The 24,559-nt window shown below is 39.1% G+C and carries 14 protein-coding genes and 1 pseudogene (1 of these 15 cut by a window edge); 12 read left to right on the forward strand and 3 right to left on the reverse strand.

The window, feature by feature from the left end; all coding sequences use genetic code 11:
• Together AC0L6O_RS16385 and AC0L6O_RS16390 are read right to left on the reverse strand one after the other, a co-directional pair.
• On the reverse strand, positions 1 to 7,150 hold the beginning of the coding sequence (locus AC0L6O_RS16385) for a DUF7507 domain-containing protein (protein ID WP_473303861.1). 20,309 nt of this gene lie to the left of the window's left edge; only the first 7,150 of its 27,459 coding nucleotides appear in the window; it begins with the start codon at positions 7,148 to 7,150; its stop codon lies beyond the left edge, outside the window.
• A gap of 246 nt (positions 7,151 to 7,396) precedes the next feature.
• Entirely contained in the window at positions 7,397 to 8,608 is a 1,212-nt protein-coding gene (locus AC0L6O_RS16390) for an OmpA family protein (protein ID WP_473303862.1), read from the reverse strand.
• A gap of 112 nt (positions 8,609 to 8,720) precedes the next feature.
• Here AC0L6O_RS16390 and AC0L6O_RS16395 point away from each other — a divergent pair, with 112 nt between their 5' ends.
• The 10 genes and pseudogenes from AC0L6O_RS16395 to AC0L6O_RS16440 all read left to right on the forward strand — a co-directional run bounded on the left by AC0L6O_RS16395 (position 8,721) and on the right by AC0L6O_RS16440 (position 17,846).
• Entirely contained in the window at positions 8,721 to 10,448 is a 1,728-nt protein-coding gene (locus AC0L6O_RS16395) for an IlvD/Edd family dehydratase (protein WP_473303864.1), read from the forward strand.
• A 101-nt stretch (positions 10,449 to 10,549) separates the two neighbouring features.
• Positions 10,550 to 11,524, forward strand: a complete 975-nt coding sequence (locus AC0L6O_RS16400; RefSeq protein ID WP_473303865.1) for a GSCFA domain-containing protein — start codon at positions 10,550 to 10,552, stop codon at positions 11,522 to 11,524.
• A 90-nt stretch (positions 11,525 to 11,614) separates the two neighbouring features.
• Complete coding sequence (locus tag AC0L6O_RS16405) at positions 11,615 to 12,706, forward strand: Mrp/NBP35 family ATP-binding protein (RefSeq protein WP_473303867.1); 1,092 nt, start codon at positions 11,615 to 11,617, stop codon at positions 12,704 to 12,706.
• A 70-nt stretch (positions 12,707 to 12,776) separates the two neighbouring features.
• A complete protein-coding gene (locus AC0L6O_RS16410; protein WP_473303869.1) occupies positions 12,777 to 13,025 on the forward strand; it encodes a NifU family protein in 249 nt (82 codons plus the stop codon).
• 102 nt (positions 13,026 to 13,127) lie between these two features.
• A pseudogene (locus tag AC0L6O_RS16415) lies at positions 13,128 to 13,572 on the forward strand (D-alanine--D-alanine ligase); the annotation flags it as partial.
• A 32-nt stretch (positions 13,573 to 13,604) separates the two neighbouring features.
• Positions 13,605 to 14,891 (forward strand): D-alanine--D-alanine ligase family protein, encoded by a 1,287-nt coding sequence (locus AC0L6O_RS16420; protein WP_473308541.1) that lies wholly within the window; start codon positions 13,605 to 13,607, stop codon positions 14,889 to 14,891.
• Between the two features lie 9 nt (positions 14,892 to 14,900).
• A complete protein-coding gene (locus tag AC0L6O_RS16425) occupies positions 14,901 to 15,527 on the forward strand; it encodes a ribonuclease H1 domain-containing protein (protein WP_473303871.1) in 627 nt (208 codons plus the stop codon).
• The gene (locus AC0L6O_RS16430) at positions 15,527 to 16,213 is read left to right on the forward strand and encodes a tRNA1(Val) (adenine(37)-N6)-methyltransferase (RefSeq protein ID WP_473303873.1); all 687 of its coding nucleotides are present in this window, start codon (positions 15,527 to 15,529) and stop codon (positions 16,211 to 16,213) included. Before AC0L6O_RS16425 ends, AC0L6O_RS16430 begins: the two co-directional genes overlap by 1 nt.
• Positions 16,214 to 16,243: 30 nt before the next feature.
• Positions 16,244 to 17,203 carry a glycosyltransferase family 2 protein gene (locus tag AC0L6O_RS16435; RefSeq protein WP_473303875.1) on the forward strand — a complete coding sequence of 320 codons (960 nt, stop codon included), beginning with the start codon at positions 16,244 to 16,246 and terminating at the stop codon, positions 17,201 to 17,203.
• A gap of 106 nt (positions 17,204 to 17,309) precedes the next feature.
• A complete protein-coding gene (locus tag AC0L6O_RS16440) occupies positions 17,310 to 17,846 on the forward strand; it encodes a hypothetical protein (protein WP_473303876.1) in 537 nt (178 codons plus the stop codon).
• Between the two features lie 46 nt (positions 17,847 to 17,892).
• Here AC0L6O_RS16440 and AC0L6O_RS16445 read toward each other — a convergent pair whose 3' ends face one another.
• A complete protein-coding gene (locus AC0L6O_RS16445; protein WP_473303878.1) occupies positions 17,893 to 19,158 on the reverse strand; it encodes a replication-associated recombination protein A in 1,266 nt (421 codons plus the stop codon).
• A gap of 138 nt (positions 19,159 to 19,296) precedes the next feature.
• Between AC0L6O_RS16445 and AC0L6O_RS16450 the strand changes: the two genes are divergently transcribed.
• Complete coding sequence (locus AC0L6O_RS16450) at positions 19,297 to 20,958, forward strand: AMP-binding protein (protein WP_473303879.1); 1,662 nt, start codon at positions 19,297 to 19,299, stop codon at positions 20,956 to 20,958.
• A gap of 79 nt (positions 20,959 to 21,037) precedes the next feature.
• Entirely contained in the window at positions 21,038 to 24,379 is a 3,342-nt protein-coding gene (locus AC0L6O_RS16455) for a ThuA domain-containing protein (protein ID WP_473303880.1), read from the forward strand.
• Positions 24,380 to 24,559 lie beyond the last annotated feature (180 nt).

Below are 24,559 nucleotides of genomic sequence, written 5' to 3' on the forward strand. Positions count from 1 at the left end.
ATCCATTACCATCGGTAACAGTTACAGAATACGTTCCTGCTGATAAGCCTGAAAGATCTTGTGTTGTTGCTGCATTATTCCATGCATACGTATAAGTGCCTGTTCCACCACTTACTGAAAGGTCTATTGAACCAGTACTGGCTCCATTACAGCTTACGTCTACTTTGGTATTGCTTAAAACTATCGCTGTCGCTTCGTCAATCGTAACACTCGTCGTTGCGGTACATCCATTACCATCGGTAACAGTTACAGAATACGTTCCTGCTGATAAGCCTGAAAGATCTTGTGTTGTTACTGCGTTATTCCATGCATATGTATAAGTGCCTGTTCCTCCACTTACTGAAAGGTCTATTGAACCAGTGCTCGCTCCATTACAGCTTACGTCTACTTTGGTATTGCTTAAAACTATCGCTGTCGCTTCGTCAATCGTAACACTCGTCGTTGCGGTACATCCATTACCATCGGTAACGGTTACTGAATAAGTGCCGGCTGATAAACCTGAAAGGTCTTGTGTTGTTGCTGCGTTATTCCATGCATATGTATAAGTGCCTGTTCCTCCACTTACTGAAAGGTCTATTGAACCAGTGCTCGCTCCATTACAGCTTACGTCTACTTTGGTATTGCTTAAAACTATCGCTGTCGCTTCGTCAATCGTAACACTCGTCGTTGCGGTACATCCATTACCATCGGTAACGGTTACTGAATAAGTGCCGGCTGATAAACCTGAAAGGTCTTGTGTTGTTGCTGCGTTATTCCATGCATATGTATAAGTGCCTGTTCCTCCACTTACTGAAAGGTCTATTGAACCAGTGCTCGCTCCATTACAGCTTACGTCTACTTTGGTATTGCTTAAAACTATCGCTGTCGCTTCGTCAATCGTAACACTCGTCGTTGCGGTACATCCATTCCCATCGGTAACAGTTACAGAATACGTTCCTGCTGATAAGCCTGAAAGATCTTGTGTTGTTGCTGCATTATTCCATGCATACGTATAAGTGCCTGTTCCACCACTTGCTGAAAGGTCTATTGAACCAGTACTGGCTCCATTACAGCTTACGTCTACTTTGGTATTGCTTAAAACTATCGCTGTCGCTTCGTCAATCGTAACACCCGTCGTGGCGGTACATCCATTACCATCAGTTACTGTTACAGAATACGTTCCAGCTGATAAGCCTGAAAGGTCTTGTGTTGTTGCTGCGTTATTCCATGCATATGTATAAGTGCCTGTTCCTCCACTTACTGAAAGGTCTATTGAACCAGTGCTCGCTCCATTACAGCTTACGTCTACTTTGGTATTGCTTAAAACTATCGCTGTCGCTTCGTCAATCGTAACACTCGTCGTTGCGGTACATCCATTACCATCGGTAACAGTTACAGAATACGTTCCTGCTGATAAGCCTGAAAGATCTTGTGTTGTTGCTGCATTATTCCATGCATACGTATAAGTGCCTGTTCCACCACTTACTGAAAGGTCTATTGAACCAGTACTGGCTCCATTACAGCTTACGTCTACTTTGGTATTGCTTAAAACTATCGCTGTCGCTTCGTCAATCGTAACACTCGTCGTTGCGGTACATCCATTACCATCGGTAACAGTTACAGAATACGTTCCTGCTGATAAGCCTGAAAGATCTTGTGTTGTTACTGCGTTATTCCATGCATATGTATAAGTGCCTGTTCCTCCACTTACTGAAAGGTCTATTGAACCAGTGCTCGCTCCATTACAGCTTACGTCTACTTTGGTATTGCTTAAAACTATCGCTGTCGCTTCGTCAATCGTAACACTCGTCGTTGCGGTACATCCATTACCATCGGTAACGGTTACTGAATAAGTGCCGGCTGATAAACCTGAAAGGTCTTGTGTTGTTGCTGCGTTATTCCATGCATATGTATAAGTGCCTGTTCCTCCACTTACTGAAAGGTCTATTGAACCAGTACTGGCTCCATTACAGCTTACGTCTACTTTGGTATTGCTTAAAACTATCGCTGTCGCTTCGTCAATCGTAACACTCGTCGTTGCGGTACATCCATTACCATCGGTAACGGTTACTGAATAAGTGCCGGCTGATAAACCTGAAAGGTCTTGTGTTGTTGCTGCGTTATTCCATGCATATGTATAAGTGCCTGTTCCTCCACTTACTGAAAGGTCTATTGAACCAGTGCTCGCTCCATTACAGCTTACGTCTACTTTGGTATTGCTTAAAACTATCGCTGTCGCTTCGTCAATCGTAACACTCGTCGTTGCGGTACATCCATTACCATCGGTAACGGTTACTGAATAAGTGCCGGCTGATAAACCTGAAAGGTCTTGTGTTGTTGCTGCGTTATTCCATGCATATGTATAAGTGCCTGTTCCTCCACTTACTGAAAGGTCTATTGAACCAGTGCTCGCTCCATTACAGCTTACGTCTACTTTGGTATTGCTTAAAACTATCGCTGTCGCTTCGTCAATCGTAACACTCGTCGTTGCGGTACATCCATTACCATCGGTAACAGTTACAGAATACGTTCCTGCTGATAAGCCTGAAAGATCTTGTGTTGTTGCTGCATTATTCCATGCATACGTATAAGTGCCTGTTCCACCACTTACTGAAAGGTCTATTGAACCAGTACTGGCTCCATTACAGCTTACGTCTACTTTGGTATTGCTTAAAACTATCGCTGTCGCTTCGTCAATCGTAACACTCGTCGTTGCGGTACATCCATTACCATCGGTAACAGTTACAGAATACGTTCCTGCTGATAAGCCTGAAAGATCTTGTGTTGTTACTGCGTTATTCCATGCATATGTATAAGTGCCTGTTCCTCCACTTACTGAAAGGTCTATTGAACCAGTGCTCGCTCCATTACAGCTTACGTCTACTTTGGTATTGCTTAAAACTATCGCTGTCGCTTCGTCAATCGTAACACTCGTCGTTGCGGTACATCCATTACCATCGGTAACGGTTACTGAATAAGTGCCGGCTGATAAACCTGAAAGGTCTTGTGTTGTTGCTGCGTTATTCCATGCATATGTATAAGTGCCTGTTCCTCCACTTACTGAAAGGTCTATTGAACCAGTGCTCGCTCCATTACAGCTTACGTCTACTTTGGTATTGCTTAAAACTATCGCTGTCGCTTCGTCAATCGTAACACTCGTCGTTGCGGTACATCCATTACCATCGGTAACGGTTACTGAATAAGTGCCGGCTGATAAACCTGAAAGGTCTTGTGTTGTTGCTGCGTTATTCCATGCATATGTATAAGTGCCTGTTCCTCCACTTACTGAAAGGTCTATTGAACCAGTGCTCGCTCCATTACAGCTTACGTCTACTTTGGTATTGCTTAAAACTATCGCTGTCGCTTCGTCAATCGTAACACTCGTCGTTGCGGTACATCCATTACCATCGGTAACGGTTACTGAATAAGTGCCGGCTGATAAACCTGAAAGGTCTTGTGTTGTTGCTGCGTTATTCCATGCATATGTATAAGTGCCTGTTCCTCCACTTACTGAAAGGTCTATTGAACCAGTGCTCGCTCCATTACAGCTTACGTCTACTTTGGTATTGCTTAAAACTATCGCTGTCGCTTCGTCAATCGTAACACTCGTCGTTGCGGTACATCCATTACCATCGGTAACGGTTACTGAATAAGTGCCGGCTGATAAACCTGAAAGGTCTTGTGTTGTTGCTGCGTTATTCCATGCATATGTATAAGTGCCTGTTCCTCCACTTACTGAAAGGTCTATTGAACCAGTGCTCGCTCCATTACAGCTTACGTCTACTTTGGTATTGCTTAAAACTATCGCTGTCGCTTCGTCAATCGTAACACTCGTCGTGGCGGTACATCCATTCCCATCGGTAACAGTTACAGAATACGTTCCTGCTGATAAGCCTGAAAGATCTTGTGTTGTTGCTGCATTATTCCATGCATACGTATAAGTGCCTGTTCCACCACTTGCTGAAAGGTCTATTGAACCAGTACTGGCTCCATTACAGCTTACGTCTACTTTGGTATTGCTTAAAACTATCGCTGTCGCTTCGTCAATCGTAACACCCGTCGTGGCGGTACATCCATTACCATCAGTTACTGTTACAGAATACGTTCCAGCTGATAAGCCTGAAAGGTCTTGTGTCGTTGCTGAATTTGACCATAAATAAGTGTATGATCCTGTTCCTCCGCTCACTGAAAGGTCTATAGCTCCAGTAGATGCTCCATTGCAAGTAACATCCGTTTTACTATTACTTAAACTGATTGCTGTCGGTTGTGTTATCGTTACACTTGTAGTAGCAGTACAACCATTAGCATCTGTAACTACTACGGAATATGTTCCGGCTGATAGCCCCGTAAGATCTTGACTCGTTTCCGAATTGCTCCAAGAATAAGTATAGGCTTCTGTTCCACCGCTTACGGAAAGGTCAATTGTTCCAGTAGAAGCACCATTGCATGTAACATCTGTTTTACTATTACTTAACGTAATAGTCACTAAGTAACAACACTCTGCACTGTAAGAAGTGGAGTCTCTCGATGTACCAAAACCTTGACCACCATTTGCTATGTTTGGTACACCGTTAGCATCCACACCACCTTTTAGTGTATCGTTCTCTACTTGACCTGCAATAAACCCTCCATCACCTTCAAGAGCATCTGGGCAACCATCATTATCACTATCTGGATCTAAATAATCTGCTATTCCATCAGAATCAAAATCACAAAGTGACTGCGATGCAATGATGTCATCTATAGCAAGGTCGTTCCCACCACCGCCAATAGTATTATTGATAAACACCACTTCAATAGGATCGGAAGTTGTAGAAAGATATGGCGTCGGGTTTTCAAAATATTTCCATGCAGTTACATCCCCTAAAGTTTCTCTGGAAACATCTCCAGTACTAAAAGAATCAACAACAATTCCATTTTGCATCAGGTTAACCGTAATATTAGGTAGAATCCTACCATCATTACCAGGAATATCAATATCAACATTGAGCATCCAAAATGATACGTTTATTGGTGCTCCAGGTGCAAAACCGGTAAGGGTTCTTCTATAAAACTCACCTGAACTAATATCGTTAGCATTAAATATTGCCATTCGGCCCGTTGAAGGAGAGGCACCTCCATTCGTATGATCGCCAATATTTTGCCAAATACTAGGAGCCCAATTAGCAGTATTTTGAATATCATTGAAAACAGTATACCTACCATCTTGTAACGATTGTGGAGCTGCAGAACCATCATCACTACTTGTTGGAGCATTTCCCGTTTCAGATTGATAATAACTATAGTTAGTAAAAGGAGAAATTACACTAGTAGTACCATTGTCAAGACTTTGAACTCCAAAATTTTCAACAAAAAATGTATCTACAATTGGCCCCGAAACACCACAATAGTTATTCTCTAAATAATCCAGAATACCATCATTATCGTCATCATCATCACAAGCATCTGCTATCCCGTCTTGATCTGTATCTGTTGAATTTTCAGAAATGATAACTGCAACTGTGGATGTACACCCATTTCCATCTGTCGCGGTTATTGTATAACTTCCAGCCACTGCAGTTAATGTGTTTCCGCTTACAGTTCCGCCGGAACTTGTAAATGTATATGAACCTTCGCCTCCACTCGCGAATAAACTTACGGTACCTTGAGTTCCAGAACAACTCTCTGCGTTTGATGTTGTGGTAGCACTTGCCACTACTGCCGTTGGTTGGCTTATTGAAGCACTAGTAGTGGTTGTACAGCCATTTGCATCAGTTACTGTAACTGTATAGCCTCCTGCCGTCAGGCCTGATATATTCTTGCTTGTTGCACCATTACTCCATGAATAGGTAAAAGGTGATGGCCCTGTACCAACTGTTAAAGTAACAGACCCATTATTTCCTCCAAAACAAGTTGTCACATTCGTTGTACTTGTAGATAACGTAACAGCGTTAACAGTACCAAAGTTAGCATTCGAAATATCCGAAGTACCAACTACAACTCCCGTAAGAATACCATTAGGTGTACCATCATGTCCTGTACCAGTCCCTAGCTTTTCACCAGTATTGGTATATCCACTTGGTAGAGTTGTGGCTGGAGGAGCACTTCCTAGCGTTCCCGCATTTGTACTTAACCTTAAGGAATAAGTCTTATTATATGGTACAGAAATACTATATGTACCATCAGCTTTAACCTTAGCTACTGCTATTACAGTATTGGTGCTGTTATCAACTGCATTGATATAAAGAGACCCGGCTATGTTTGTAGCGTTTCCGCCGTCAACCTGATTATCATTTAATCCATCACAATCATTAAAAACACTACCACTAATAATAGGCACTACTGGACTTGTGATAGATTCTATATTAGATACTCGAATAGCTTGTTGAGCTGGGTTAGATTCATTCGGCCCCGCTATATAATCTAAAGTAAATGTCTTAACGGCTTGACTTGTAGAAACAGTTACTCTTCCAAGAGCATTATCAGGATCAATATTATAATTCTGACCAGAAGCCCATGCTGATGTAGCAGTTTGACCAGAAATTGACACTAAACCCGATTGACCTAAAACTAAATTAACGGGCACATTGCTACCACTAGCACTTGTAGCCGAAACCGTTACTCTATCCTGGAAAGAAGACGACTGGCCTGGGGGGTTTGCGTTATCGGCTGCATCAATATCTGAAATCTGAAAATCAGAAAGGATAACTGGATAATCAAAAGTAAAAAGCATCCTTACCGCATTTCCAGCAGAATAGGCTGCATTATTACCACTATTACAATTGCCAGTAGCACAACCACCATCAAAATTATCCATGTAGAGCGTAAAGAAAGGCTGACCATAAGCTCCATTTGTTCCAGAACGCATTCTGTCGTAAACATTTCCATTTATTTCAGAAAGTTGAAGCGTGAATGGAACCCTTAATACAGAACCGTCATTTGAACATACCGTTACATAATCTGAAATAGTAGCAGGAGAACCACCTGCCGTACTTGAAGTATTCTGTACTGTTTCAGAACCATAGCCTGCGGTATCCCAGGTTAAAGCATTGTCTCCAATGTTAGAACCTACTGTACACTGAGCACTAAGTTCTAGATTAAAACCTAGGAAAGTAAAAAGTATGGCTACTGCAAAAAGGGACTTAAAGCAGTTAGTTTTTTTAAGCAAAGCAAGCATATAAAAATTTGGCATATCAGTTAAGTATCGGTTCAAATACTATAGATATATAAGGCAATACTTATGCCAAAAATGCCATCTCTGGTAACCGTTAGCCAAACTAGCAAGAAAGCGGACTGAGTTATGAAACAAAAAAAGTGCCTGAAAGCATAGCTAACAGGCACTTTTCGAAATACAAAAGTCTATTTTGTCTATATAAAAAAAATCTTACGTATATCATTAATTAATGATATAACAGGAAAAATAAGAACAAAATAACTACTACTTAGAAACTAACCTAAGTTTCAAATAATCTAGTTTCTCAGGGTCAGAAATTGCATCAATTTTAATAGCATTTACGCCTTTATCTTGAATTAATTTCTTTAAATGAAATGCTCTTTTTATCCCAATTTGGGAGTTACCATTTGAGTCTCCACCCTTAATTTGAATCTGAAACCTTGGATTAGATTTAAATTGAGATACAAGACTATCAATAATAGAATTATTAACATCTGCCAATTCAATTTCACCTTCATTAAAAGAAAGAGATTGAATTTTGACCTCATTATCTACATTTAACTGCCCTCCATCTATCAATTCCTTTAAGGCTAACCAGCCAGCATCTCCTTGAGGCAACTCTTCAGCCAATAATGCTAAACTATCTTGAACGGCCAGAGAATCTTCTTCCATTTCAATTACAGAAGACTCGTTTTGAGTATCAGATCCAAAAAGCTCTTCTCTTGAGTCATAAAGTAAATACCCAAGCAATCCTACCAGCACTACCACTCCGGCTATAAGAAGCGTTTTCTTCGACATTCCATTTGATTCTTCTTCGTACTCATAAGAGTTCACAACTTCCGTTTCCGCCTCTGCTTCAGCAGTTTCATTAGAGTTTGCCTCCATTTCACGTTCCTCTTTCTTTTTAGCGAATTGCATTTTCATACTTCTTAAATCATGCATTCCTAAAGCAGGTATCATCTTCTCGACAAAAGCCTCTGGAGCCCTTTCAAAAAGAGGGTCTCTATGCTCTTTGAGGAAATTCATCAAATCTTCCTTACTTGTGCCTTCTTCTAGCTTTTCCGCTAAAAAACTAATCATCAAAGCATTAACAAAAGAAGAATACTTTGCAGTCTCTTGCTTACTGGTTCCACTATGTGTAGTAACCAAATTTAACAATTGACTTCTAAAAGAAGGAAATATTTGGCTCATATTTCTCTCGCCAATATCTACAAACTCTGTAAGTTTTTTAGTTGAGCTAAAATCCTCTTTCAGATTAAATTCTTTTAAATCCCTGTTGTGAATTTTTTTTATCTGATTAACCAGCATACTGGTGCTCATATCGCTGTTTGCTCGTCTAATTAATCCAGCTAAAAGTGTATAGAAAATCGCATCAATCGCTCCTTTTGTGTCTCCTAAATTCCTTTCACCCAAATTCTTCAAGCTTTCAATCAACTCATTCGTTACGCTTTCATCAAATTTTTGAAACAATGTCATCTTCAATATCCTTTTTGGTACTCAAAATCAAATAATAGATTGCAAAAAAACAAAAAAAAGAGGTATTTGCGGTGAAATAATTTTAATAAATTCAACCTAATAGGAATAAAGTATGGCTGCTAAAGAAAAAGGTAAATTAAGAAGTGAGCAATGGTTTGGTAAAGAAGGCAAAGATGGCTTCATATATCGAAGCTGGATAAAGAACCAGGGCTATCCCGCACACCAATTTAAAGGCAAGCCCGTTATCGGCATTTGTAACACTTGGTCCGAAGCCACACCGTGCAACGGACATTTTAGAGAATTAGCACAATTCATAAAAAATGGAATATATGAAGCCGGCGGATTTCCATTAGAATTCCCTGTAATGTCGCTTGGCGAAACTATAATAAGACCAACAGCCATGCTCTACAGAAACTTGGCCTCCATGACCGTGGAAGAAAGTATTAGAGCAAACCCTTTTGATGCAGTGGTACTTATGACTGGATGTGATAAAACTACGCCTTCTTTGGTAATGGGAGCTGCTAGTGTTGATATTCCATCAATTGTACTTTCTGGTGGACCAATGCTTAATGGAAAGTTTAGAGGAAAAGACTTAGGCTCGGGTACAGACGTATGGAAATTTGATGCTGATGTAAAAGCAGGCAAAATGACTTTGGACGAAATGGAAGAAGCCGAAGCCTGCATGAGTAGAAGTATTGGTCACTGTAATACCATGGGTACAGCCTCTACCATGGCTACTATGGTGGAAGCTCTTGGTTTAACACTGCCTGGCGTTTCTTCCATTCCAGCTGCAGATTCTCGTAAAAAGATGAATGCTCATATGACAGGAATGAGAGCTGTAGAGATGGCAAAAGAAAACCTTAAAATCTCAAAAATACTTACAAAACCTGCCTTCATTAATGCTATAAAGGTAAATTCAGCAGTAGGTGGTTCTACCAATTTTGTTTTGCACTTACTAGCTATTGCAAAAAGAGTGGGCGTGGAACTAAGCCTTGACGATTTTGATACGCATGGTGCTAAAGTTCCATTCTTGCTTAACCTTATGCCTTCAGGAAAATACCTGATGGAAGACTACTACTATGCTGGTGGTATTCAGGTTATCCTGAAAGAACTTGCCGGACACCTTAGTGAAGAAGCTATTACAGTTAACGGAAAAACATTGACCGAAAACTCTAAAAAAGCCAGAAACTGGAATACCGACGTAATAAGACCAATTACTGACCCTATCATTAAAGAAGGTGGAATTACTGTGGTGAAAGGTAATCTTTGCACCGAAGGTGCTGTCATAAAAGTTTCGGCCGCTACCCCATCTTTACTAAAACATAAAGGACGTGCGGTGGTTTTTGAAACCATTGAAGATTACCACGAAAGAATTGATAATCCAGATTTAGATATTGACGAGAACTGTGTTATGGTTCTTAAAAATGTTGGTCCGAAAGGATACCCTGGAATGCCAGAAGTAGGTAACATGGCACTTCCTCAAAAACTAATTAAGAAAGGAGTAAGCGACATGGTTAGGATATCGGATGGTAGAATGAGCGGAACAGCCTATGGCACTGTTTTTCTTCATGCTTCGCCAGAATCTGCTCTTGGAAGCCCACTAGCCCTTGTTGAAAATGGAGATATCATTGAATGTGATGTAGCTGCAAAGAAAATACACCTTCATGTTTCGGATGAAGAATTGGCTGAAAGAAGAAAAAAATGGACGCCAATTGACCTAGAATTTAACAGAGGTTATATCAAACTTTATATTGACACCGTAAACCAAGCCCATGAAGGAGCCGACATGGATTTCCTAATAGGTTCTTCTGGAAGTATAGTAAATAGAGAATCTCACTAGTATTCAAGCGTATATACGTAGCATATACTTGTTTAAATAAAAGAAACAAGCTAATTTTAAGGTAGAACCCCGTATCTCATACCCTAAAAGTAGCTTGTTTCATGAATTTTCGAACCGAAATTGAACTTTCGGAATTTCCGTTTAAGGTAGAACGGAATTCAAAAATACTGACCATAGGTTCTTGTTTTTCCGACAATATTGGCAACTATCTAGTTGACAATAAAATAGAATGCCTCCATAACCCTTTTGGGGTGGTTTTCAACCCTGTCTCCATCTTTAGGCTTTTAACACAAAGCATTAATCAGTACCCAGTTAAGTCTAGTTATTTCACCGAAAATAATGGCATTTGGTACCATTACGATTTCCATTCTAAGCTATTTGGTTCTAACAAAAAAGAGCTAGAAAGTGAGTTAAATTTACGGTATCAAAAGGTAAGAAACTTCTTAAAAAAAGCGGACTACCTCTTCATAACTATGGGCACTGCCTACGCCTATCGGCTCAAACAAAATGCTTATGTAGTATCAAACTGTCATAAGAAAGATTCGGAGCTATTTAAGAAGGAAATGCTCACAAATAAGGAAATCGGGATTCGTTTTACTCAACTTTATGAAAAGTTAAAACAACTCAACCCAAAAATTAAAATAGTCTTTACTGTAAGTCCAGTTAGACATACTAAAGATACTCTTCAAGGAAATAATCTTAGTAAAAGTACGCTAAGGCTAGCCTCCCATTATTTTACCCAAGACTTTAAAGACACTTATTATTTCCCTGCCTACGAGATTCTTTTAGACGACCTTAGAGATTATAGATACTATGCTGATGACATGATTCATGTGAATGAAACTGGTCAAAAATATGTGTTAGAGCATTTCAGAAAAACAGCCTTTTCATCTCAACTCAATGAATTCATTGACCGTTGGCAAAAAATTCAGAGTCAATTAAAACACAAACCCTTTCATTCTGACTCTGATGGCCACCAAAAATTCCTCAAAAACTTGGTATCACGCTTAGAAGAATTGAGTAATTCTGTAAATGTGGACCAAGAAATGGAAATAGTAAAGGCTCAGCTTATCTAATATTTAGTACATTTTCTAGTTTTGCAAAACTTTCCCGATGCTACGGCTGTTCGGATGGTAAGTTATGTTTAAAATCTTAAAAGAGTATTTGTGATTAAGGAAGAAAATGTTTTAGCGGCTTTAAGTCATGTAGAAGAACCTGACTTAAAGAAAGATCTTGTAACCCTTAATATGATTAAGGATGTGGTGGTAAATGGGTCTGACATCAAATTCACGGTTGTACTCACCACACCAGCTTGTCCTTTAAAAGAGGTAATTCGTCAGCGATGCATGGACGCCCTTCATGAGCACCTTGGCAAAGACATTACGGTAGACATTCACATGTCTGCAGAAGTAACCTCTATTAGAAACAATTCTCCGCAGTTACCTGGAGTAAAAAACATTATAGCTATTTCTTCTGGAAAAGGTGGCGTAGGGAAATCTACTGTAACGGCTAATCTTGCTATTGCTCTTAAAAACTCAGGAGCTAAAGTTGGGATAATTGATGCAGATATTTTTGGACCTTCTATTCCATTAATGTTTGGAGCCGAAGATGTACAGCCATTGATAACTCAAAAAGATGGCAAAAACATGATTCACCCTGTGAATCAGTTTGGTATCAAAATGATTTCGATTGGCTTTTTAACACCTAAAGATAACGCCGTGGTTTGGAGAGGTCCTATGGCCAGCCAAGCACTGAGACAGTTTTTAGGTGATGTAGATTGGGGTGAATTAGATTATTTATTAATTGACCTTCCTCCAGGAACCAGTGATATACATCTTTCTTTAGTTCAAACTGTTCCTGTTACAGGTGCAGTGGTGGTAACTACGCCGCAAAAAGTGGCTTTAGCAGATGCTACCAAAGGTTTAGCCATGTTTAAGCAGCCACAAATCAATGTTCCTATCTTGGGGATTATTGAAAACATGGCCTACTTTACACCAGAAGAATTGCCAGATAACAAGTATTACATTTTCGGCAAAGATGGTGGTAAAGAATTGGCTAAGAAATTCGCAGTGCCTTTATTAGGAGAGATTCCAATAGTGCAGAGCATAAGAGAAGGTGGGGATGAAGGCCGACCTATCATGATGGATGAAAATAGTATTAGTGCTGATGCGTTTAAAGAAGCTGCTGAAAATTTAGCACAGCAGTTGGCTATAAGAAATGCAGCTCAGCCAGCAACTGAACGTGTTCAAGTTGCATAGGTCTAAGAGTGATTTATATTAGGATATTCTTCACTTCTAAAGTATTTTTGTACAAATAAAATTTCAGAAAATGAGTTCTTTAAAAGAGCGTGTGGAGTCAGCATTAGATTCGGTAAGACCGTATTTAGAAGCTGATGGCGGAAATGTAAACGTAGTAGAAATCACTGAAGATGGCACCGTTAAACTGGAGCTGTTAGGTGCATGTGGCACATGTCCCATGTCTACCATGACATTTAAAGCTGGCCTGGAAGAAGCTATTTTAAAAGCCGTTCCAGAAATCAAGAAAGTAGAAGCACTTAATCTTACTCCAGCGGAGTAAGAAAAAATATAACGTATTTTTATTAAGCTACTTGCCTTGGTGAGTAGCTTTTTTATTTACCTTGCATATCAAACGTGTTTCCTTATATAATTTTACGTCGAAATGAGTACTAAACTTAAAGTTGGCATTTTCTTCGGTGGGCCTTCCAGAGAAAGAGAGATTTCATTTAAAGGTGGAAAAACTGCTTACGAACACCTTGACAAAAGCCTTTACGAACCACTTCTTATTTTTGTAGATAGCATTGGAAATTTCATTGAAATTAAGCCAGAACTCATCTACGCAGAATCAATCAAAGATTTTTATCCCTCAAAAAACCTCAATAACGGTTACCGTTTATACATTGAAGCTTTGGGAGAACTTAATGAAACTCAACTTTATAAGCTCATTTATAAAATAGGAAAACAGATAAAAATAGAAAAACTATCTGAGCGAATAGACATTGCTTTCCCTGTGATGCATGGCCCTTATGCCGAAGATGGAAATATCCAAGGCCTTTTTGAATGGTACGGAATTCCTTACGTAGGCCCTAGTATTTTAGGTTCTGCCATTGGCATCAATAAAGCTTTTCAAAATGCTCTTTTGGCCAAATCAAATGGTCAACAGAAAAAAACTCGTGTTATAAGTCGTAAAGAATGGGAAGCTGCAGACAAATCTGCCCTATTTAGTGAGCTCACCAAAACTATGGGTTTCCCATTGGTAGTGAAAGCTCCGCACCAGGGTTCATCCATAGGAGTAGGTATAGTAAAAAAGAGAAGTATGGAAGAGTTCTCAAAGAGAATGAACCAATGCTTTTTTGACACCATCATTGCACAAAAAGACTGGACAAAACTTACTACCCGTCAAAAGAAAAACATTCTAGAAAGAATGCTTAATCTGGATGAAGGTATTGGTTTTCCTGTAGTTTTAAACAACGAACAGATAAACCACCCAGCCGACCTACTTAAAGCATTAAATGCATATTTAAAAGAAAACGAAAACGCGATTCTTTCTTCTAATAATTCGGAAGACTTCGTACTAATAGAAGAGTTTATAACTGGCCAGGAGTTTTCAATGGGTATTATCCAAGATGAAGACTTCAATATATTTACACTGCCGCCAACAGAAATTTATGGCGATATAGAAAGCTTTGACTTTAAATCAAAATATCAATCTAACGTTACTAAAAAACGTATTCCGATTGATACACATTTTGACAATCTTAAAAAGATAGAAGAGCAGGGCAAAAAGGCTTTTGCCGACTTAGGTCAAAACGTGGTTTGTAGAATTGATGGGTTCCTTACCGAGGATGACAGAGTGGTTTTCCATGACCCAAACACGCTACCAGGCATGTCTCCTAGTAGCCTTATTTTCAAACAAATGGCAGAGATAGGCTTAAATATAACACATGCCATAAACTATCTGATAAGACAGTCGGTAGTACAGCGAATTAGCGAAGGAAAAAGAACCTTTAAGTTCAGAGAGCTTCTTAAGGTAATTGACCAAAATATGGCAACTGCCAAAGGTTTAAAAAGAAAGAAAGCCGCTGTTCTTTTTGGTGAAACCGAGGAAGATTATGTTTTTGCTCAGCAAAAATACAATGAGCTAAGTGCCTCTGAGGATTATAATCCAACATGCATTTGTGCAGCCAAAAATGGCAATTACTATTTGATACCAATGCCTTTAATGTTTAAAGCGAATATTGAAGAGTTTGGGCAAGCCATTGGTTCTCCTAAGCATGCTTTTGTTAAGTCCTTGATTGACAAAACCGCTCCAATTCGTGTGCTATACGCAGGCGATGTCAATTTTGACGTCAAAAAAATCAACGAATCCGATTTACAAACATCTTTTGACCAGCTATTTACTGCGTCTTCGGAAGTAGAAGCCTAAACCTTATAGATGGCAAAAAAGAAGAAATTTTATGTAGTCTGGAAAGGACACAAAAGAGGTATATACCTTACTTGGGATGCCTGTAAAAAGCAAATTGATGGTTTCCAAGGTGCTCAATACAAGTCCTTTGAATCTGAGAGTGAAGCTAAAGATGCCTTTTCAAAAAGATACTCGCAGGTAATTACCAAGGGCGGCAAAAAGAAAGCCAGTATAAACCCAAACGCCAGCCCTCCTACTAAAGCCAGCGTGGTGGTGGATGCTGCATGGAACACCAAAAGTGGTGACATGGAATATCAAGGTTTTGATTTCAGAAACGGTAAACTTCTTTTCAAAAAAGGGCCATTCAGAGACGGCACAAACAATATTGGTGAATTCTTGGCCATAGTGCATGCTTTAGCTTTGCTAAAAAAACATGAAGTCAATCTACCTATTTACACAGATTCTAGAACAGCCATGGCTTGGGTTAGAAAGAAAAAAGCCAATACTAAAATAGAATGGACTGACGTGAATGCCGAACTCAAAGAACTGACGGAAAGAGCGGAAGAATGGCTCAAAAACAATACCTATACCAATCCTATTCTTAAATGGGACACTAAAAACTGGGGCGAAAACCCTGCAGATTTTGGAAGAAAGTAATGTTTAAATTTAAGCAGTTTACCATTCAGCAAGACCAATGTGCCATGAAGGTTTGCATTGACAGCTGCATTTTTGGTGCTTGGGTAAATGTTTCAGAAAATGAAAAGGTTTTAGACATAGGTACAGGAACTGGGCTACTAAGCCTAATGCTGGCTCAAAAAGATGAAAGCATTCAAATAGATGCTGTAGAAATAGATAAAGACGCCTACGGCCAAGCCACAGAAAACTTCAAACAAAGCTCTCAAATTAGTCTTTACCACGAAGACGTAAAGTCTTTCTCAAAAAGCAATTACGACCTAATCATTGTCAATCCTCCATTTTATCTGGATGCCTTAAACTCTCCGGATGCCAAGAAAAACAAAGCCAAACATCAAGGGACTTTAACATTGGAAGAACTGGCAGAGCAAATTAGTCTCAAACTGAAATCTGAAGGTAAAGCATCCATCATGCTACCTCCTCCTGAAATGATTCAGATGGAAAACTTTATGCTTTCATTTGGTTTTACAGTGAATAAAAAGCTTCAAGTAAGACATCAAAAAGAATCGAAAGTTTTTAGAGAAATGGCACAGTTTTCTAAGAAAGAACTTACGTGCACTCTGGAAGATCTTTATATAAAAGAAGCTGATAATCAAACTTATTCGGATGATTTTGAGGCTCTCCTGAAAGATTACTACATTATTTTTTAAATTTGTCTAACAAAAAAATGCTTTCCTGCCATGCTTAAACCGCAAATCAGCGTTCTGATTCCTCTTCTTAATGAGGATGAATCTTTGCCTGAACTTCATGATTGGATTGACCGAACGCTAGAAAAAGCTGGTCTTTCTTACGAAATCCTATTTATAGACGATGGCAGCACAGACGATTCTTGGCAAGTAATTCAAGATTTGCACAAGAAAAACGAAAGAGTTCACGGCATTAAGTTTACTAGAAACTACGGTAAAACTGCAGCATTAGACACTGGCTTTAAAGTGGTTAAAGGTGATGTCATTATCACTATGGATGCCGATTTACAGGACAATCCAGAAGAAATACCCGAGCTTTTTAGAAAAATAAAAGAAGAAGGCTACGATTTAGTATCTGGCTGGAAAAAGAAAAGACACGACCCTGTTTTATCTAAAAACCTACCGAGCAAAATATTTAACTGGGCAGCTAGAAAAATATCAGGCGTAAAACTAAACGACTTTAACTGCGGCTTAAAAGCTTACGATAAAAGGGTAGTTAAAAACATAAAAATATACGGTGAAATGCACCGCTACATCCCCGTAATAGCCAAATGGAATGGTTTTGGGAAAATTGGCGAACAAGTAGTACAGCATCAAGCCAGAAAATATGGCCATACCAAATTTGGAATTGACCGTTTTATCAATGGCTTCCTTGACCTTATTAGCATCACGTTTGTCAATAAGTTTGGACGTAGGCCAATGCACTTCTTTGGTGCTTTTGGTGTATTTGGCTTTGTTTTGGGTACTATAATTACGCTTTCTTTAATTTTTGAGAAACTCTATTACCTCTGGAAAGGACTTCCTTACAGAAACGTAACCGACAACCCCCTTTTCTTCTTAGCATTGGTGGCTATCATTATTGGTACTCAGTTTTTCCTAGCGGGCTTTCTGGGTGAGTTATTTGTGAAGCAAAACATTAATAAAAACGACTACATCATAGAAGAGCAAATCTAAAAGATAAGCTTATAAAACTAGGTTGCAAGCTCTGTAAATAGCTCATCATAAATAAATAAGGGCTTTTATACGTTAAAATCTAAATTGATTAAAACATACACATCACATGAAAAACAGATTATTTAAATTTTCCCTATTAATTCTAGTTACGAGTGTTTTTATCTCTTGTAGTAAAGATGACAATGAAGAGGTTCAAGCTCAGGTGGAAGTTACAGGAAAATGGAACATAACTAGTGCCGAATCCAATTTTGAATCTCAAGGAGACAATACTAATTCTACTTTTGACTTAGCTAAAGACAATCTTTTTATAGAGTTTAATTCAGATGGTACATACACTAGCAATGCTGAATTTGGAATAGGTGAACTTGCATTAAACCCAAATGGCACTGTAAGTAATACCTATACATACAATAATGGAAGATTAGATTTGAAACTTATTGAGTCATCTCTAAAGAAAGAAGTTATCCTATATTTTCATACATCAAGTGGCTCAAATAGCCTAATACTAAGTTCAGACATTAACGACCTTTTAGATGCATATAATGATCAAGTAAACTCTTTTGATTTCCTAACTAGCACTTTAATTGACGCCACTATTAAAAGCTATGCAAGACTTGACTTTACCGTCACTCTTACTAAATAGAGAATCATTCTCTTTAGTACTAAAAAAGCCCCTTAAAGGGGCTTTTTTAGTATTCATACCAGTCATTCCACCAGTTTTTGAGGTTTCTTCTAATGTCGTTTTCTCTTGGGTTATTACCTGGCTCGTATAATTTTTGACCTTTTAAGTCATCAGGCATAAAGTTTTGCGGAGCAAAATTCCCGTCGTAGTTATGCGAGTATTTATAAGACTTACCATAGCCTATTTCCTTCATTAGTTTGGTAGGTGCATTTCTTAAATCAATGGGCACTGGCAAATGTGAAGTTCTTTCTGCCAGAGCTAAAGCTGCATCTATGGCCATATAAGAAGCATTAGATTTTGGCGAAGTAGCTAAATAAACCACCGTTTGAGACAAGATTATTCTACCTTCTGGATAGCCAATTTTCTTCACGGCATCCATGCAGGCATTTGCCATAATTACGGCCGTTGGGTTTGCATTGCCAATATCTTCCGAAGCCAATATTAGCATTCTCCTCGCTATAAAAATAGGGTCTTCTCCTGCTACCAGCATTCTGGCCAACCAATACAATGCTGCGTTTGGGTCTGAGCCACGCATTGACTTTATAAATGCCGATATAATATCATAATGTTGCTCGCCAGATTTGTCATAGCGAGCCATATTTTTCTGTACTACCTCCTCTACCAACTCATCGCTAATAATCACTTCAGGATTACCAAACTGAGAATTCACCACCATCTCTAACAAATTAAGGAGTTTTCTACCATCCCCTCCCGAGATTCTAAAAAGAGAATCTGTGGTTTCTACTTTTATATTTTTCTCTCTCAGCTGAGCGTCTTCTTTTAAAGCTCTTTCCAGTATGGCATTAAGTTCCTTTTGACCGAAGGCTTCTAAAATGTACACCTGACACCTTGATAATAAAGCCGAATTCACCTCAAAAGAGGGATTCTCGGTAGTAGCTCCTATCAAGGTCACCTTCCCTTTTTCTACTGCACCTAGCAGGGTGTCTTGCTGCGATTTATTAAAACGGTGAATCTCATCAATAAATAAAATGGGAGGAAACAAACCTGAAGGCTTTTTCAAAATCTCTCTCAAGTCTTTCACCCCAGAACTAATAGCAGAAAGCGAAAAAAACTGTCGCTTAGTAAGCTCAGCAAGCATCAAAGAAAGTGTGGTTTTCCCCACGCCAGGAGGCCCCCAAAGTATCATAGAAGGCACTAGATTAGCCTCTAAAGATTTCCTTAAAGGTTTTCCTTTTCCAAGAATGTGTTCTTGACCTATATATTCGTCAAGATTTTTCGGGCGTAGCCTTTCGGCCAATGGCATATTCTGCATGCTGTAAATTTGGTGGCTTTATTATGAAAAAGAAAACAGCAAGCTTTCAATTTTCAAAAATGCTAGATTTAAGAGCAATATATCTTCACTAAATAATACTTATCTTTAATTCTCAGACGCCTACTTAACCCTATTGAAATGGAGATTTCTAATAAAAAAACCTTCCTAGATTACCTTTACCACTGGGAAAAAACTAAGCCAAACGAAGTATACCTAAAACAACCTTTTGGAGATACTTATAGAGACCTCACATGGGCAGAAGCAGCTGACCAAATTAGGCGGATGGCAAATTTTCTTAAATCTCAGAAACTTCCTGAGAAAAGTAACATAGGTTTGGTGTCAAAAAACTGTGCCGAATGGATTCTGGCAGACCTTGCTATTATGATGGCTGGTCATATTTCAGTTCCTTTTTACCCTACCCTTACAGGCGACCAAATTAACCATGTGATAACACATAGCGGCTGTCAAATACTGTTTGTAGGAAAAATTGACAAATACCAAGACCTAAAACCAGGCATTCCAGAGGGAATCACATGTATTTCTTTCCCTGTATATAATCCAGACAAAGCTCATTTACAGTGGAATGATATTCTTAAAACCAATGACCCTTTAGAAGTAAATTTCTATCCTGACCTAGACGATATTTTCACTATCATATACACTTCAGGCACCACAGGTAACCCAAAAGGCGTCATGATGGCCTACAGAAGCATGTCTGAAGGAATTTATAACACTAGGCATTTAACAAAACTCAACATTGACGAGTGTCGTTTCTTTTCATATTTACCACTCTCTCACATAGCGGAAAGAAATGTAGTAGAAGCTGGAAGTATCTTCTCTGGAGGAACCGTTTACTTTGCAGAATCTTTAGCCACTTTTGCCGAAAACTTAAGAGTGGCCTCCCCAACTCATTTTTTGGCGGTTCCTAGAATATGGACCAAGTTCCAATTAGGTATTTTGGCTAAAATGCCCCAGAAAAACCTCAACGTTCTTCTGAAAATCCCAGTGGTCAAAAACATTATAAAAAAGAAAATCACGACTGGACTTGGCCTTTCAGATGCCGTACTTATTCTTACAGGAGCTGCTCCCATGCCTATCACGCTTATAAAATGGTTTAGACGCTTAGACATAACCATACAGGAAGTATATGGTATGAGTGAAAACCTAGGGGCCGTGTGTATGATGCCTATTGACAACATTAAGGACGGAAGCGTAGGAAAAGTATTCCCCAATATGGAAGTGAAAATTGACCCAGATAATGGCGAAATTCTTACTCGCTCCCCATGGAACATGTACGGCTATTTTAAAGAGCCAAAAATGACCGACGACACCATAGATCAAGAAGGCTTCATACATACTGGCGATGTGGGAGAGCTGGATGCTGAAGGTTTCCTGAAAATCACCGGGCGAGTAAAAGAAATGTATAAAACCTCTAAAGGTGAATATGTAGCTCCTGCTCAAATAGAGCTTGGTTTTGCAGATAATGAAATTATAGAGCAAATATGCGTGGTGGGTCAACTACTCCCCCAGCCTATAGCATTGGTAAATTTATCGCCAATTGGTTTACAAGAAAATAAGGAGGTAGTAACAGCCGCTTTGGCAAAAAACTTAGAAGAACTCAATCCTAAGCTAAAGTCTTACGAAAAAATAAGAAAAGTGGTGGTGCTATCTGAAGCATGGAGTGAAGAGAACAATTGTCTTACACCTACTCTAAAAATCAAACGAATTGTGATTGAAAAGAAATTTGACAATCAATTTCAAACCTGGTATGACCATCCTGACACAATTGTTTGGGAGTAAAAGCACGCTTTAAGCCACTACAATGCTTATTTTTGCAAGCATTACTGTAAACAACCTATTATTACCTATGAAAATAAACATGAAGCAACTTCTCTTGTTGCCTGTTTTACTGTGTACCATGCTCTCCATTGGCATGGCTCAAAATAAAAAAGTACTCGTTTTTTCTAAAACAAAAGGCTGGCGACATAAGTCTATAGAGCCAGGAAAAGCATTTTTTGCCAAAATAGGCAAAGAAGAAAACCTTGACATGACTTTCTCAGAAAATGCGGAAGACATGAACGAAGATAACCTTAAGCAGTTTTCTGCCGTGGTTTTCTTAAATACTACAGGAAACATCTTAGACCATCGTCAGCAAGCAGAATTTGAAAGATATATTCAAGCTGGTGGCGGATTTATGGGAATTCACTCGGCTACAGATACCGAGTACGAATGGCCATGGTATAATAAACTAGTAGGTGGTTACTTTGAATCTCATCCAGGAGGTTCGGTCTCTAATGTTCAAAACGGAAAAATGACAGTGGAAGATAACAGTCACCCAGCCACAAAGCATTTGCCAAAAACTTTTGAAAGAGAAGATGAGTTTTACAGCTTCAAATCACTTCAAAATGATTTAATAAAGGTACTTATAACAGTAGACGAGAACTCTTACGAGCAAGGTACAAACGGCGACTGGCACCCAATGTCTTGGTATCATGAGTTTGACGGTGGTAAGTCTTTTTATACTAATTACGGCCACGTGTTTTCTACTTTTGAAACCGAGGAACCTATGCAAAAGCATATGTTAGAGGGTTTGAAATCCGTTTTGGCAGATAAGCTAGATTATTCAAAATCACACTCTTTAAAGGCACCAGAGGAAAATAGGTTTGTAAAAACTGTTTTAGCCAGTAATCTCAACGAACCTACCGAACTAGCCGCTATGCCAAATGGTAAAGTGATTTTAGTAGAAAGAAGAGGAGATGTAAAGGTTTGGCTTCCTGAAAAAGAGGAATTCAAAACGGCCAATAGCTTAGATGTATTTAGTACCTATGAATACGGCTTAATGGGTGTAGGCTTAGACCCAAATTTCAGAAGAAACAACTGGGTTTATATTTATTATACCCCAAATACCGACGCTCATAATGAGCAATACCTTTCTAGATTCACGTACGACCAAGAAAAAGATGAACTAGACATGGCTTCAGAAAAAGTCATGTTAAAAGTGAAAATAAAAGGAGATAATTGCTGCCACACTGGTGGCTCTATTGACTGGGATTCTAAAGGAAACCTTTACCTTTCTACAGGTGACGACACTAATCCTTTTGCATCTGATGGTTTTGCTCCTATTGACTTTAGAGATGGAAGACAAGGTTGGGATGCACTTAGTACATCTGGAAATACGAACGACTTGCGTGGAAAAATACTAAGGATTAAGCCTACAAAAGATGGTTCTTACACCATTCCTCAAGGCAACCTTTACCCTGAAGGGATACCAAACACCAGACCTGAAATTTTTGTAATGGGCTGTAGAAACCCTTACAGAATATCTGTTGATAAAAAGACTGACCGTTTATACTGGGGTGATGTAGGGCCTGATGCAGGAAAAACAGTAGAAGGCAGAGGTACGGAAGGCTTGGTGGAGTTTAACCAAACTACAGAACCTGGCTTTTTTGGATGGCCTATTGTAGTAGGAAATAACAGAGCTTACAATAAGTATAACTTTGAAACGAAAGTTTCTGGAGAACCTTATGATGTTTTAAAACCTGTAAATGATTCGCCTCATAATACTGGACTTAAAAACTTACCTCCAGCTAGAGAGCCTTGGATGTATTATGGTTATGGAGCGTCAGAGGACTACCCTCTTTTTGGAAAAGGTGGCTGTAACCCTATGGCAGGGCCTGTGTATCATTCAGAAGATTTTAGAGAAAACGAAAGTATGTTTCCGTCTTACTATGACGACAAACTGTTTTTATACGAGTGGATTAGAGACTGGATTATGGTGGTGACACTTGATAAAGATGGAAAATACAGCAGTATGGAGCCATTTATGCCGAGCACTCATTTTAATCATCCTATGGACATGACATTTAGCAAAGATGGCGTCATGTATTTGTTAGAGTATGGCCCAAAATGGTCGGCTCAAAACGAAGAAGCTACTTTAACTAGAATTGACTACAATGCAGGTAACAGGCCTCCTTCGGTCAAAATAGCTGCAGATAAAGCAACCGGAAAAGCTCCTTTGGCAACAACTTTTAGTACGGACGGCACTATTGATTATGATGGTGATGATTTAAGCTACGCATGGAATTTTGCTGGAGGTGCAGATAACAGCACTGAGCAAAACCCTACGGTAATTTTCAAAACACCTGGTGAGTATGTAGCTACTTTGACTGTAACAGATGCCTTAGGTAGCTCTGCCAAAGAAAGCGTAATTATCAAAGTGGGTAATGAAATACCTGATGTCAATATCTCTGTAAAAGGAAACCAGAGTTTCTATTTGGGTAACGCCCCTATCAGCTATAATGTAAAAGTAAACGATGTAGAAGATGGTACCATTGGCAAAGGCATCAAGAGCCAAGACGTGGTAGTGAGCATTGATTACCTAGAAGGTTATGACAAAAACGCGATTGCGATAGGTCACCAACAAAATGTAGCTAACGCAACCGGGAGAAGGTTAATAGCAGATGCCGACTGTATGGCTTGTCATACTTTAGACCAAAAATCTATAGGACCAAACTATAAAAGCATAGCTTCAAAGTATCCTTCTAATAACACCAACATCACCAAATTAACAGAGAAGATAATTTCTGGTGGTTCTGGCGTTTGGGGTGAAACAGCCATGGCACCTCACCCATCTCTTGCTAAAGCTGATGCTGAAGCAATGGTGAGATATATACTCTCTGTTAACGACCAAAAGGCATCTTTACCAGCAAAAGGAGTTTATACAGCATCGGCACATAAGGACAAGAAAGCTGGTGCATACTTAATTCAAGCAACCTACTTGGATAAAGGTGGAGACATCATAGGTTCTCAAAGCGGTTCCAATACTTTGGCTCTAAGAAGTCCATTGATTGAGGCTAACAAATTTGACGACTCTAAAGGCACCATGGGTTTTGATGTGCCAGACATAGGTGAGGTAGTAGTAGCTACAGGAGATAACACTTGGATAAAGTACAACAGTTTAGACCTTACTGGAATTTCTACAGTCAAACTACTGGCATTAGGTATGGCAGGCCAAACAGCTGGCGGAGTAGCCGAATTTAGAATTGGTGTTACAGATGGTACATTAATAGGAAAAGCCACCGTAGGAGCCACAAACACAGCACCTATAACGGTAAAACTGAAACGTACCAGAGGAATTAATGACCTCTACGTAGTATTTAAAAATAAGGATACCAACGGCAAACCACTTTTCGGAGTTAAGTCACTGGAATTTGGCAGATAGTATTTGTCTTTGACATAAACACAGAAAAGCTCATTCAAATTTATTTGGATGGGCTTTCTTTTTTTTCAGATAACATTAAACCTTTTTCTACATACTCAATACTGCCTTTATTCAAATTTAAACTTAGAAACAGTATATTGCTTTTGATTAAAAAAGCCCACGATGGTTCTTTCTTGTGAT

Source organism: Arcticibacterium sp. GJ41-1 (genome assembly GCF_055808875.1).